We start from the raw sequence: 13,164 nt of genomic DNA, 5'->3' as shown, positions 1-13,164 counted from the left end.
GAAACAGCATGTCCTCAGCAAGCCCCGGCGCCGGAACCGGGAAACGCCGGGTGGTTCTCACCGGCTTCGGAGTGATCTCCAGTATCGGTATCGGGGCCGAGGAGTTCACCGGCAGTCTGCGGGCGGGCCGTAGCGGTGTCAGCCCGATCTCGGTGTTCGACGTCGAAGGCTTCGCGCATGTCAACGGCTGCGAGGTCAAGGGGTTCGATCCCGAGCAGTGGATCTCCCGCACCCCCGTGCGGGAGCTGGGGCGTGCCAGCGGCTTCGCCGTCGCGGCGGCGCGGATGGCGGTGCAGGACGCCGGTCTGGACCTCGTGGAACTCGCCGGCCGACGGGGACTGATCTCCGTCGGCACCACGGACGGCGAGTCCTACGAGCTGGACCAGCTGGTGGCCGCCGAACTCGCCGACGGTCCTCAGAACATGGATCCCGAGGTCGTCCGGCGAGTCTCGGCGGCCAGACTCTCCACCGCCATCGCCCAGGAGCTGGAACTCACCGACGTCGAGGCCCCCACCATCGCGACCGCCTGCTCCGCGGGCAACTACGCCATCGGGTACGGCTTCGACGCGGTGAGCTCGGGAGAGGTGGAGTACGCGCTGTGCGGCGGCGCCGACGCGATGTGCCGCAAGACCTTCACCGGCTTCTACCGCCTCGGCACCATCGCCCCCGAGCACTGCCAGCCCTTCGACGCCGACCGCAAGGGCATCCTCACCGGCGAGGGAGCCGGCGTCCTGGTCCTGGAGAGCCTGGACTCCGCACTGGCCCGCGGCGCCACCATCTACGCCGAAGTGCTCGGCTACGGCCTCAACTGCGACGCGTACCACCAGGTCGCGCCCAACGGCGACAGCGTCGCGCAGTGCATGAGCATCGCCCTGAAGAACGCCGGGGTGAAGCCCGAGGAGGTCGACCTGATCTCCGCCCACGGCACCGGCACCAAGGCCAACGACATCACCGAGGCCAAGGCCATCCGCAGCGTGTTCGGCGCCGCGACCCCGCGCACGATCTCCCTGAAGTCGATGCTCGGCCACACCATGGGCGCCGCGAGCGCGCTCGGTGCGATCGCCTGCGGACTCGCCCTCACCCACGGCTTCATCCCGCCCACCATCAACCACCACCGGACCGACCCGGAGTGCGAGATCGACTGCGTGCCCAACCAGGCCGTCGACGCCGACCTGCGGATCGTCCAGAACAACGGGCTCGCCTTCGGCGGCAACAACGCCATCGTGATCCTGGGCAAGTACGACCGGGACGGTGACCTCCGATGACGTACCCGATCATCGGAACCGGGGCGGTCGCGAGCATCGGCTCCGATCCGGACGCCATCTTCGACAGCCTCTGCGCCGGCCGCAGCGGACTCGCGCCGCTGCGCGCCTTCGACCGCGCCCGTTTCAACGCCCAGCAGCTCTTTGAGATCGACGACCGGCAGACCGACGGCATCGACGAGCCGGGCCGGGCCACCCGCTTCCTCGTCGAAGCGATCCGGCAGGCGGCCGAGGACGCCGGACTGCCCGAGGACCTCGCGGGAATCCCGGTGCTCGTCGGCACCGGCCTGCGCGAACTGCGCTCCCTCGAACTGTGGTGGCGCGACGGAACCCCCTTCGACGCCGACGGCCTGCACTTCGAGAACGCGCTGAGGCGCCGCTTCGGCGCCGTCGACACCCACACCTTCGCGGGCGCCTGCTCGGCCTCCCTCTACGCCCTCGCGCTCGCCTGGGACCTGCTCGAACTCGGGGAGGCGGAGACGGTCGTCGTGGCCGGCTGCGACGTGGTGACGGAGAGCATGTTCGGGCAGGCCGACCGGGTCCAGTTCGATCCGCCGCCCTCGGTACGCCCCTTCGACCAGGACCGCCAGGGCACGATCCTCGGTGAGGGCGCCGCCGCCGTCGTCCTGAGCCGTTCCGCGACCGTGGGCCGACGCCCCCGTGGCCGGCTGCGCTCGGTGGCCGTCAACTGCGACGCCCACCACCAGACCGCCCCCGACGCGGCCGGCGTCGAGGACGCCGTCCGCCTGGCCCACGAACAGGCCGACGTCACCCCCGCCGAGATCGACCTGGTGATGCTCCACGCCACCGGCACACCGCTCAACGACCGCACGGAAGCCACCGTGACCGCCCAGATCTTCGGCGGCCACGGCCCCGCCCTCACCGGCATCAAGTCGCTGACCGGACACACCTCCGGCTCGGCCGGACTGCTCGGCCTGATCATGGCCCTGCGCTCCCTGGAGAGCGGAGTCGTCCCGCCCATCGCGGGCCTGACCGACCCCCTGCCCGAGGGCGCGGAGCTGCGGCTGGTGGCCGGCGAACCCCTGGTCGCACCGCTGCGGCTGGCCCAGGTCAACAGCTTCGGATTCGGCGGCGTCAACGCCGTCGCCGTCGTGGGAGGTGCCGCATGACCCTCGCCGTCACCGGGACCGCCGTGGCCCTGCCCGGCGCCGCCGACGCACCCGCGCTGCTGCGCCCCGCACCACCCGCGGCGGAACCGGTCGACCCCACGGCCCTGATCGGCAGGAAGGGCCTGCGCTTCAAGGACCGGGCCACCCAGCTGGGACTGCACCTCGCCCACGCGGCGCTCACCGACGCCGGGCTCCTCCAGGACGGCGAACCGACCGTCCCCGGAGACCGGCTGGGCACCGTGGTCAGCTCCAACCTCGGCAACGCGGACACCGTGTGCCGAGCCGTGGAGACCATAGCCAAGGAGTCCACCGGCGCCCTCAGCCCGATGGACACCCCCAACGCCTCCAGCAACATCATCGCCTCCGAGACGGCCATCCGGTACGGCCTGCGCGGCCCCAACCTGACGGTGTGCAACGGGCGTTCCTCGGGCCTGGACGCGATCCGCTGGGCCGCCCTGATGCTCCGCAGCGGCCGCGCCGACCACATCCTGGTCACCGGCGTCGAACCGGACAACGAGGTGACCCGCCGGCTCGTCGACGGACCGGTGGCGGACGGCGGCGCCGCCGTCGTCCTCAGCCGCACCACCACCCGTGCCAGGGCACTGCTCGGTCCGGTGCTGCGCACCGCCCGGTCCGCCGACACCGCCGACGAGCTGACCCGGCGCGCCCCCGGCGGCGAGCTCTGGCTCAGCGAGGAGGACCACGTCGTGCCCGGGCACGCACGACGGATCGCGCTGACCGGCTGGGGCGAACTCTCCGGCGCCCTCGGCGTCGCGCAGTGCGCCGCCGCGGCCGGCTGGTTCGCCCAGGGGCACGACGGCCCCGCCTACGCCCTGGCCGGCACGGCCGGAGCGGTCCTGTTCCCCCCGGAGCGCACCCCATGACCAACGTCGTACTGCTCCACGGGCTCGCCAACAACGAGGCCATCTGGTCGGCGCTCGACGGGCACTGGCCGGCTGACCTCGAGGTCCACGCGCCCCGACTGCCCTGGCACAGCGGCGGAATCGCCGACTGGCGCCACGAGACGGACTCGGCGGCCCGCCTCCAGGACGTGCTCGACGCGGTCCCCGGCGGCCCCGGTGTGGTGGTCGCCCACTCGTTCAGCTCGGTGGTGCTCCTCGAACTGCTCAGCCGCCGGGCGGCCGCCGCCGACCCGCTGGACGTACCGGCCGTCGTCCTTGTCAACCCCTTCTACCGCAGCGACGCGGACGCCTTCCACTGGAACATGATCGCCCCGATCCTGGACGACTTCCCGCGCACCATGGCCGAGTCCATCAGGCTGCGGACGTCCGGCCACCCCATCGAGGAGGAACGCCTCGCGGACATGGCCCGGCGCATGACCGAGTGGATCGGCCCCTACGGCTGGCTCCGGTTCTTCGACACCTATCTGCGCACCCCGCTGTTCCGGGTGGACCTCGTCGAGACCCCCGCCCTGGTGATCGGCTGCGCGGCCGACCGGTCCGCACCCGCGGAGCAGGCCGGCCACCTCGCCGCCCGGCTGCCCGCCGGCCGGGCGCTGACCGTGCCCGACTGCGGTCACTTCCCGATGCTCGAACGCCCCGCCTGGTTCACCGGCGCCGTGCACACGTTCCTCGAGCGGATCCCGGACCGCGCCCGGCCCCTGGCGGGCGCCTGACCCCGGCACGCCGGTTCCGTCCGACCCGACACGACACGTCCCGACACGTCCCGACACAAAAGGAGTCCGTGATGGGCCCGACGCCCCATCCTGCTGTCACGGCGCTGCTGGAGACCCCGACGACGGGGCGGCTGCGCCCCCTCTTCGAAGGCAACAACATCAGCTTCGCCATCGGCTTCAAGCACATCAACTACGTTGCCGAGGCAGCGGTCCTGAACCACTTCAGGGAGGCGGGGCTGCCCGTCGGCGACCTCTACCGGCGCTACGGGCTCGGGTTCGACGTGGTCGACATCCACTCCCGGCTCGGCGCCCTCCTCGCCGTCGACGACGAGGTGGAGGCGGTGGTCACCCCGGCCACCAAGGACGGCGCGGACCGGCTCCGCTTCAAGGTCGACCTGTTCGTCGAGCGCGACGGCAAGCGCGTCAAGTGCGCGGGCTCCACGATCCTGGTGGCGCTGCGCGTCGACGACCACATCAAGGCCGAGGAGCCCTGGCCGGACGGCCTCGAACCCTTCACCACCGCCCGCCTGGGCACCGGGGACCGCGTGGAGATCGCCGCCACCCCGCGGCCGTACGGCGAGTTCACCGCGGGCCGCGGCACCACCGCCGACCCGGTCCTCACCGAACTCATCGGCGAGACCAACGCGTTCGGCTGGCGCTGGCGGATGGGCTACTTCTACTGCCACTTCAACGAGCGCGTCCAGATGTCCGGATTCCTGCGGGTGATGGAAGAGGTGGAGGACCTCTTCCTCGCCGACCGGGGCCTGGCCATCAAGGAGGTCCTCGACACTCGCGGCTGGATCCCCGTGGTCACCCAGTCCCGCATCGAACTCCTCGACGAGACCGTCATGGAGGAGGAGCTCTACACCGTCTACACCGTCGAGAACGTCTTCAAGACCCTGCTCTACACCACCCGCATGGACTGCTACGTCCTGCGCGACGGGCAGCTGGTGAAGACCGCCACCGGCACCATCACCCACGGCTACCTCCACGAAGTGGCGCCCAACCAGTGGGAGATGGCCGAGTTCGACGAGTCCACCGTCACCGCGCTCACCACGCCCCGCAAGGCGGCGGCATGAGTACCGCGGTGACCACCCGGCCGGTGATCACCGGTTGGTCGGCGGTGTCCCCGCACGGCATCGGCGCCGACGCCCTCGCCGAAGGGCTGCGCACCCAGCGGTCCACGGCCGCGCCCGTCGACACCGCACGCTGGAAGGTGCCCGCCTCCCGGGCCCATCTGGTCCCCGGCTTCGAGACCCGCGAGGTGCTCGGCAAGAAGGGCACCCGCTCCATGGACCGGGTCACCGGCCTCGCCGTGGCCGCCGTGGGCTCCCTGCTCGACCGGCCCGGTGCGGTACGGGAGTCGGAGACCGGCGAACGCGCCGCCCTGGTGCTCGCCACCACCACGGGCAGCGCCGCCAGCATGATGGACTTCACCCGCAGCTCGCTCGAAGGCGCCCGGCCCTACGACGTCGACCCGGCCGTGATGCCCAACGCCGTCATGAACTGCGCGGCCGGCCAGTGCGCCATCTGGTACGGCATCAAGGGCCCCAACACCACACTCGCCGGCGGCCGCGCGGCCGGCCTGCTCTCCCTCAACTACGCGACACGGCTGCTGTCCACGGGCCGCGCGGACACCGTGCTGTGTGCCGCCGCCGAGGAGTACTCGGCCGCCCGCTACTGGCTGGAACGGCACAGCAGGGGCCCCGAGGCCCCCGGTGTCGCGCTCGGCGAGGGCGCGGCGGTGCTCCTGGTCCAGCCCGCCGCCGCGGTCACCCCCGAACGCCCCGCGCTCGCCGAGGTGCTCGCGGTCCGCACCCGGGTGGCCACCGGCAACCGGGCGCGCCCCGCCCTTCAGGCCTGCGTACGCTCCGCCCTGGAGGCCGCCGGGGTGACCGGCGACGACGTGTGGGCGGCGAGCCCCTCGGACGCGCCGGGCCTCCTCGGCCACCTGGAGCGCGAGGTACTCGGCGAGATCTGCGGCACCGAGGCGCTGGAGCGGGTGCCGGCCGTCGGCCGCCTCGGTGACGTCTCCGCCGCCTCCGGCTCGTTCCAGATCGCCATGGTCCTCGCCACCGCCGCCGGTACGCCCTCGGCGGCCGAGCGGGTCGCCCTGATCACCTCCGCCGATCGCGACGGCTCCCTCGCCTGCGCGGTGCTGAAGCTGCTGGACCGCCGATGACCGCCGCGCCGCGTGTCCACGTGAGTCCCGTCGCCGCCGAGGTACGGGTGGAGGCCCGCACGGAGGACGGCCTGACGGCCGCCGCCCGCGCCGACATCCGGCACAGCGAGCCGGTGTTCGCCGGCCACTACCCCGACTTCCCGATCTTCCCCGGGGTCTGCGTGCTGGAGTGCGTGCAGCGCGCGGCCACCGACGGGGACACCGCTCCGGACCCCACCGAGCTCGCCGCCGTGGAGTCGGCGCGGTTCGCCGGAGCCGTCTACCCCGGGGACACCCTCCGTCTGACGCTCAAGTGGCGCCGCACCGGCACCAGTCTGCGCTGCGACGCCACCGCCGCCACCGAACGGGGCAGGGCCGCCACCGTACGGCTGCGCTACGCCTGCGCGGGAGGTGCGCGATGACCGCACCCGCACCGGCCCTCCCACGGGTCACCGATCTGCTCCCGCACCGCTATCCGATGCTGCTGGTGGACCGGGTGACCGAACTTGTCCCCGGTGAGCGCATCCGCACGGTCAAGGCGATCACCCTCAACGAGCCCTGGTACGCGGGGATCTCACCCGACAAGGCCCTCGACTACCCGCCGTCCCTGCTCGTCGAGTCCTGGGGCCAGTCGGCGGGACTCCTCGCCTCGGCGATCGCGGAGGCCCCCACGCCGGGCCAGGTGATGCTGTTCGGCTCGGTGGCCGACGCCGAGTTCCACCTGCCCGTACTCCCCGGCGACGTGATCGAGCACCGGGTCCGCATCTCCCGGGCCCTCACCGACTCGGTGGTCTTCGAGGGCAGCAGCCATCGCGGCGACGAGACCGTGATGACCGTGACGCGGATGGTGATGGCCTTCCGCCCGGCGGACCTGCTCCGCCCCGACGACACCGCCGCCCCGACCCCCACCCCACCGTCCGCAGCACCCGGAAGAGAGGCCATCCGATGACCGACACCAGGCCCGTGGCCCTGATCAGCGGGGGCTCGCGGGGCATCGGCCGGGCCGCCGTACTGAAGCTCGCGGCGGACGGCTACGACATCAGCTTCTGCTTCCACTCGCAGGCGGAGGCCGCGCAGCTCCTCGCCAAGGAGGCCGAGGCGCTCGGCGCCCGGGTGCTGCACCACCGCGTGGACGTGAGCGAGGCGGCCGCGGTGCGCGACTGGGTCAACGCGACCGAGAAGGACCTCGGCCCCGTCGAGACCGCCGTCACCTCGGCCGGCATCACCCGCGACAAGGCGCTGGTGATGATGTCCGACGACGAGTGGACGTCCGTCCTGTCCACCAACCTCGACGGCGTCTTCCACGTCTGCCGCGCGGTCACCTTCGCCATGATGAAGCGCCGTCGCGGCAGCATCGTCAACATCTCCTCGGTGGCCGGGGTTCACGGCAACGCCACCCAGACCAACTACGCCGCCTCCAAGGCCGGGATCATCGGCTTCTCGCGCTCCCTCGCCAAGGAGGTCGGCCGCTACGGCATCCGCGTCAACACGGTGGCGCCCGGCTTCGTCGACACCGACATGGTGGCCGCCGTCACCGAGCGGGTCCGTGACGAGGCACTCGCCGCCGTCGCGCTCGGCCGGATGGGCACCCCCGACGAGGTCGCCGAACTCGTCGCCTTCCTCGCCTCCGGGCGCGCGAGCTACATCACCGGATCCGTGTTCCAGATCGACGGGGGGATCGCCCTGTGAGCACCGCCCACCGCAGGAAGAAGCACCCCAGGTGGTACTTCTCGCTGCGCAGCCCGTACTCGTGGTTCGCCTACCGCGACCTCAGTGAGAAGTACGCGGACGTACTCGACCGGATCGAGTGGATCCCCTACTGGGAGCCGGACGACGAGTCCACCCGGCTGCTCGAGGACGCCGGCGTCACCCTGCCGGTGATGCCCATGCACCGCACCAAGAACTTCTACATCCTGCGGGACGCGCGCCGCTGGGCGCATGCCCGCGGCTGGCAGGTGACCTGGCCGGTCGACCGCGCGCCGCACTGGGAGGTCTCCCACCTCGCCTACCTCGCGGCCGAGGAGCAGGGCCTGGGACGGCAGTTCGTCGACCTCGCCTACCGGGCCCGCTGGAACCGGGGCCTGGACCTCGCGGAGCGCGAGACCATCGTGGGCATCGCGGGCGAGCTCGGCCTCGACCCGGCGATCGCCGACTCGGTCGACGACCCGGATCTGCGGATCAAGGGCGTGGAGTGCCTGATCGCGGCCTACCACGACGACGCCTTCGGGGTCCCCTTCTTCATGCACGGCCGCGAGGCGTTCTGGGGTGCCGAGCGGGTCGGGGCGTTCGTGGCCGCCGTGCGCGGCGAGGCCTGGGACGGCATCAGCGACGCCCCCTTCGACGCCACCCCGTTCACCGCCGCCTCGGACGGCAGCCACCCGGCCTGACAGGAGACAGCGATGACGACCAACGGAACACCCCAGCGGACCGTCCCGCGCTGGGTACCCCCGCCCCCCGCCGGACAGTCACCACGCATCGGACGGGCGGAGCTGATCCGCCCGGTCCCGCTCCGCCTCGCCGCCCGGGCCCGGCTGCTGGCCCGGCGCTCGGGCACGGGCTGGGAGGCGGTGCTGCTCGCCGCCCACACCGCCGTCCTCACCGCGCTCAGCGGTGAACGCGCGGTCGTGAGCGGCTACCTCGCACCCGGCGCCGCCGAAGCCCGGCCCGTGGCACTCGGACTCGACGACGAGACCTGGCGCGCCCTGCTGGCCGCCGCCGAACGGGCCTCCACCGCACCCGCCGAGGGCGCCCACGAGACCGTACTGGACCTCGGACACACCGAGGGCGACCTCGACGAGCCGCACCCGGAGACCGTGCTCACCACCACGCTGCGGTACGGCCCGAAGGGACCCGCCCTGCTGATCGGTCACCGCACCGACGTGCTGGACGCCGACGCGGCCGACCGGATCGCCGGGTACTACCTGACGGCTCTTGAACAGCTGACCGAGGAGCCGGACGCGCCGGCCCGCGGCAGGAGCCTGCTGTCCGCCGCCGAGTACCACCACCAGATCACCGGACTCGCCGGACCGCACCGACCGTTGCCGGACCGGCGCTTCCACGAGCTGTTCGAGGAGCAGGCCGCCCGACGGCCCGCGGACATCGCCGCCGTGCACGGCGCCCGCACCTGGACGTACGAGGAACTCAACGCCCGGGCCAACCGGATCGCCCACGCGCTCCTCGCCCGGAACCTGGGAGCCGAGGCCGTGGTGGCCGTCGTCACCGAGCGCAACCTGGACTGGCTCGCCTCGGTCATCGGCATCCTCAAGGCCGGCGCCGCCTACCTGCCCGTCGAGCCGCACGCCCCCGCGGACCGCATGGCCCGCACCCTGGTCCGCAGCGGCTGCCGCCTGGTGCTCACCGAGGACGGCGGCCCCGGCCATCTGGAGCGGGCCGCGCCCTCCGGCGTGGAGCTCCTCGAGGTCGCCGCCGCGTACGCCGAAGGACACCCCGGCCACGATCCGCGTGTGCCCGTCGCCCCCGACCAGCTCGCCTACCTGTACTTCACCTCCGGCTCCACCGGTGAGCCCAAGGGCGCGATGTGCGAGCACGCCGGATTCCTCAACCACCTGTACGCCAAGATCGACGACCAGGGGATCGGCGCCGGCCACGTGGTCGCCCAGACCGCGCCGCAGTCCTTCGACATCTCCCTGTGGCAGCTGGTGGCGGCCCTGCTCGTGGGCGGGCGCACGCTGATCGTCGAACAGGAGGCGATCCTCGACGTCGACCGCTACCTCGACACCGTCGAGCACGGCGAGGTCTCCGTGCTCCAGGCCGTCCCCTCCTACCTGGAGGTGGTGCTCAGCCGCCTGGAGGAGCGCCCCCGCGAGCTGCCGGCCCTGCGCTGTGTCTCGGTCACCGGTGAGGCGCTCAAGAAGGAGCTCACCGTCCGCTGGTTCGCGCGCTTCCCGCACATCGCCCTGATGAACGCCTACGGACTGACGGAGACCTCGGACGACACCAACCACGAGGTCATGACCTCGGTCCCGGTGTGGGACTCGGTCCCGCTGGGGCGCGCGGTCGCCAACGTCTCCGTGTACGTCGTCGACGAGCGCCTGCGGCCGGTGCCGCTCGGCGCTCCCGGCGAGATCGTCTTCTCCGGCGTCTGCGTGGGACGCGGATACGTCAACGACCCCGAGCGCACCGCCCAGGCCTTCGTCGACGACCCGCACCGGCCGGGACAACGCCTCTACCGCTCGGGCGACTTCGGGCGCCGGCTGCCCGGCGGCTCCGTGGAGTTCCTGGGCCGGCGCGACGCCCAGATCAAGATCCGTGGCTTCCGGATCGAGATCGGTGAGATCGAGAACCAGCTGCTGCGGCTGCCCGGGGTCCGCGACGGCGCCGTCGTCGTGGTCGAGTCCGCCGACCGGGGACGCCATCTGGTCGCCTTCCGGACCGGCTCGCCCGAACCGGCCGAGGCCCTGCGCGACCGGCTGAGGCAGGCCCTGCCCGCGTACATGGTGCCGGACCGGATCGAACACCTCGACACGCTGCCCCTCACCCCCAACGGCAAGACGGACAAGCGTGCCCTGCGCGCGCTCGCCGCCGAACTCGCCGAGCGGGAGGGCACCGAGGAGCACGAGGCTCCCCGTACCGACACCGAACGGCGGCTCGCCGAGGCCTGGGCCGCCGTACTGAAACTGCCCCTCGAACGGGTCGGCCGCACCGCCGACTTCTTCGACCTGGGCGGCACGTCCCTCTCCGCGGTGCGCCTCGTCGTACGGATGGAACGTGCCTTCACCCTGCGCGACGTCGTGCTGCGCCCGAGGCTCGACGCACTCGCCGCGTTCCTCGACGATCCACGGGCCCACGCCCAGGACGGCACCACCTCCGGAGACCCGGGCGACACCACCGCGGCCGCGGCGCACGCCGAGGCCCCCGTCACGGCGCCCCGCACCGCGTGGGAGGCCACCCCCTTCGAGGTGATCAGGACCGAGGGCCGGCCCGCCGTGCTCACCCTCGACGGCCCCGTCCCCGACGACCCGGCGGCATGGGCCGCGGAGCACGTCGGCCGGGTGCGGGCCACCGTCGCGGAGCACGGCGCGCTGCTCGTACGAGGACTCGGCCTGCGGGACGCGGACACCGTCGCCCGCGTCGGCCGCGAGCTCCTGCACCAGGTGATGACCGAACGCGAGGGCTTCGCACCGCGCAAACCGCTCGCGGACGGCGTCCACTCCTCCTCGGAGTGGCCCGTCGACCAGCCCATGTGCATGCACCACGAGCTGAGTTACGCCCGTGAGGTGCCCGGCACCCTGCTCTTCGCGTGCCTCACCGCACCCGAGTCGGGCGGGATCACCGGTGTCTCCGACTCCCACGAGGTGCTGCGGGCGCTCCCCGCCGACCTGGTCGCCCGCTTCGAGGCCGAGGGCTGGCTCGTCGACCGCAACTACACCAACACCGTCGGCGTCGGCCTCACGGACGCCTTCGGCACCACCGACCGCGCGGCCATCGAGGCCTACTGCGCGGCCCGCGCCATCCAGTGCCGCTGGGAGCCCAACGGCGACCTGCGCACCCGGCAGCGCGCCGCGGCCGTGCTGACCCACCCGGTCACCGGACGGCGCGGCTGGTTCAACCAGATCGCCTTCCTCAACGAATGGACCCTGGACCCCGTCGTCCGGGAGTACCTGAAGTTCGAGTTCGGCGAGACCGGGCTGCCCTTCAACAGCCGCTACGGCAGCGGCGCCGCCCTCGACGAGGAAACGGTGCTCACGATCAACGGGGTGTACGAGAAGCACACCCTGCGCGAGCCGTGGCGGTCCGGCGACCTGCTGATCGTGGACAACCTGCGAATGGCGCACAGCCGGGAGCCCTACGAGGGGGAGCGGCGGATCGCGGTCGTCCTCGGCGACCCGGTCACCGTTCCCACCCACCCCTGACCAGTCCCTCCCCCCAGCCCATGGACGGAGCAACCATGTCCCGCCAGCCGCTCGTGCCGCCCTTCGCCGTCATCACCGGCGCGCAGGTGGCACAGGTTCTCACCGGCAGCGAGAAGCAGGTCGTGAACCTGGTCGAAGACATCTACCGGACCCACGGCCGGGGCGACTCGGTCAACCCGCCCTCGTACTTCCTGCGCTTCCCCGACCGCCCGAGTGCCCGGATCATCGCGCTGCCCGCCTCGGTCGGCGGCGCCCACCCCACCGACGGCCTGAAGTGGATCTCCAGCTTCCCCGAGAACGTCGAGGCCGGCATCCCGCGGGCCTCCGCGGTCCTGATCCTCAACGACCACCGGACGGGCTATCCCTTCGCCTGCCTGGAGAGTTCCATCATCAGCGCCTCCAGGACCGCCGCGTCGGCCGCCCTTGCCGCCGACCGCCTCAGCAGGGGCGAACGCCCCCGCCGCATCGGCTTCATCGGCACCGGCCTCATCGCCCGCTACATCCACCACTACCTGGAGGCCACCGGCTGGACCTTCGACGCGGTCGGGGTGCACGACCTGTCCCAGGAACACGCCACGGCGTTCGCCGACTACCTCGGCGGCCGCCCCGGCGACCGCACCGTGGTGGTGCACGACAGCTCCGAGGAACTGATCCGGGAGAGCGACCTGGTGGTCCTCGCCACCGTCGCGGGCGGCCCGCACATCCACGATCCGGCCTGGTTCGCCCACAACCCGCTGGTCCTCAACGTGTCCCTGCGGGACCTGGCGCCGGAGATCCTGCTCGCGTCCGCCAACATCCTCGACGACGTCGAGCACTGCCTCAAGGCGGACACCTCACCCCATCTCACCGAACAGCTCACCGGCAGCCGCGACTTCATCGACGGCACCCTCTTCGACGTGCTCGAGGGCCGGGTCGAACTCCCCGAGGACCGCCCCGTCGTCTTCTCTCCGTTCGGCCTCGGTGTCCTGGACATCGCCCTCGGCCGCTACGTCCACGACCAACTGCGCGACACGGGCCGACTCGGCGTCGTCGACGGCTTCTTCCACGAGCTCGACCGCTACGGCCGCGACAGCGCCCAGGCGGCACCCGAACGAAGGTGATG

At 72.4% G+C, this 13,164-nt stretch carries 12 protein-coding genes; all 12 read left to right on the top strand.

The window, feature by feature from the left end; translation table 11 throughout:
- The first annotated feature begins 8 nt into the window (after positions 1 to 8).
- The 12 genes from ACGFNV_RS30635 to sbnB all read left to right on the top strand — a co-directional run bounded on the left by ACGFNV_RS30635 (position 9) and on the right by sbnB (position 13,162).
- The gene (locus tag ACGFNV_RS30635) at positions 9 to 1,265 is read left to right on the top strand and encodes a beta-ketoacyl-[acyl-carrier-protein] synthase family protein (RefSeq protein ID WP_393626753.1); all 1,257 of its coding nucleotides are present in this window, start codon (positions 9 to 11) and stop codon (positions 1,263 to 1,265) included.
- The gene (locus ACGFNV_RS30630) at positions 1,262 to 2,392 is read left to right on the top strand and encodes a beta-ketoacyl-[acyl-carrier-protein] synthase family protein (RefSeq protein WP_393626751.1); all 1,131 of its coding nucleotides are present in this window, start codon (positions 1,262 to 1,264) and stop codon (positions 2,390 to 2,392) included. The genes ACGFNV_RS30635 and ACGFNV_RS30630 overlap by 4 nt, the downstream gene beginning before the upstream one ends.
- Positions 2,389 to 3,276 (top strand): beta-ketoacyl synthase N-terminal-like domain-containing protein, encoded by an 888-nt coding sequence (locus tag ACGFNV_RS30625; RefSeq protein ID WP_393626749.1) that lies wholly within the window; start codon positions 2,389 to 2,391, stop codon positions 3,274 to 3,276. Before ACGFNV_RS30630 ends, ACGFNV_RS30625 begins: the two co-directional genes overlap by 4 nt.
- Positions 3,273 to 4,028 (top strand): alpha/beta fold hydrolase, encoded by a 756-nt coding sequence (locus tag ACGFNV_RS30620; protein WP_393626747.1) that lies wholly within the window; start codon positions 3,273 to 3,275, stop codon positions 4,026 to 4,028. The genes ACGFNV_RS30625 and ACGFNV_RS30620 overlap by 4 nt, the downstream gene beginning before the upstream one ends.
- A 71-nt stretch (positions 4,029 to 4,099) precedes the next feature.
- Positions 4,100 to 5,107 carry a hypothetical protein gene (locus ACGFNV_RS30615; protein WP_393626745.1) on the top strand — a complete coding sequence of 336 codons (1,008 nt, stop codon included), beginning with the start codon at positions 4,100 to 4,102 and terminating at the stop codon, positions 5,105 to 5,107.
- The gene (locus ACGFNV_RS30610) at positions 5,104 to 6,210 is read left to right on the top strand and encodes a beta-ketoacyl synthase N-terminal-like domain-containing protein (RefSeq protein ID WP_393626744.1); all 1,107 of its coding nucleotides are present in this window, start codon (positions 5,104 to 5,106) and stop codon (positions 6,208 to 6,210) included. The genes ACGFNV_RS30615 and ACGFNV_RS30610 overlap by 4 nt, the downstream gene beginning before the upstream one ends.
- Complete coding sequence (locus ACGFNV_RS30605; protein ID WP_393626742.1) at positions 6,207 to 6,611, top strand: 3-hydroxyacyl-ACP dehydratase FabZ family protein; 405 nt, start codon at positions 6,207 to 6,209, stop codon at positions 6,609 to 6,611. Before ACGFNV_RS30610 ends, ACGFNV_RS30605 begins: the two co-directional genes overlap by 4 nt.
- Positions 6,608 to 7,138: a 3-hydroxyacyl-ACP dehydratase FabZ family protein gene (locus ACGFNV_RS30600; RefSeq protein WP_393626740.1), complete on the top strand. Its 531-nt coding sequence runs from the start codon at positions 6,608 to 6,610 to the stop codon at positions 7,136 to 7,138. The genes ACGFNV_RS30605 and ACGFNV_RS30600 overlap by 4 nt, the downstream gene beginning before the upstream one ends.
- The gene (gene fabG / locus ACGFNV_RS30595; protein WP_393626738.1) at positions 7,135 to 7,878 is read left to right on the top strand and encodes a 3-oxoacyl-[acyl-carrier-protein] reductase; all 744 of its coding nucleotides are present in this window, start codon (positions 7,135 to 7,137) and stop codon (positions 7,876 to 7,878) included. The genes ACGFNV_RS30600 and fabG overlap by 4 nt, the downstream gene beginning before the upstream one ends.
- Positions 7,875 to 8,576, top strand: a complete 702-nt coding sequence (locus ACGFNV_RS30590) for a 2-hydroxychromene-2-carboxylate isomerase (RefSeq protein ID WP_393626736.1) — start codon at positions 7,875 to 7,877, stop codon at positions 8,574 to 8,576. The genes fabG and ACGFNV_RS30590 overlap by 4 nt, the downstream gene beginning before the upstream one ends.
- 12 nt (positions 8,577 to 8,588) lie before the next feature.
- The gene (locus tag ACGFNV_RS30585; protein ID WP_393626734.1) at positions 8,589 to 12,062 is read left to right on the top strand and encodes an amino acid adenylation domain-containing protein; all 3,474 of its coding nucleotides are present in this window, start codon (positions 8,589 to 8,591) and stop codon (positions 12,060 to 12,062) included.
- A gap of 35 nt (positions 12,063 to 12,097) precedes the next feature.
- On the top strand, positions 12,098 to 13,162 hold the full coding sequence (sbnB, locus tag ACGFNV_RS30580) for a 2,3-diaminopropionate biosynthesis protein SbnB (protein WP_393626732.1): 1,065 nt from the start codon (positions 12,098 to 12,100) through the stop codon (positions 13,160 to 13,162).
- Positions 13,163 to 13,164: the final 2 nt, after the last annotated feature.

Source organism: Streptomyces sp. NPDC048751 (assembly GCF_043198595.1).
GTDB lineage: Bacteria > Actinomycetota > Actinomycetes > Streptomycetales > Streptomycetaceae > Streptomyces.
The sequence above is the reverse complement of the archived record's forward strand: the minus strand, read 5'-3'. Positions and strand labels throughout refer to the sequence as shown.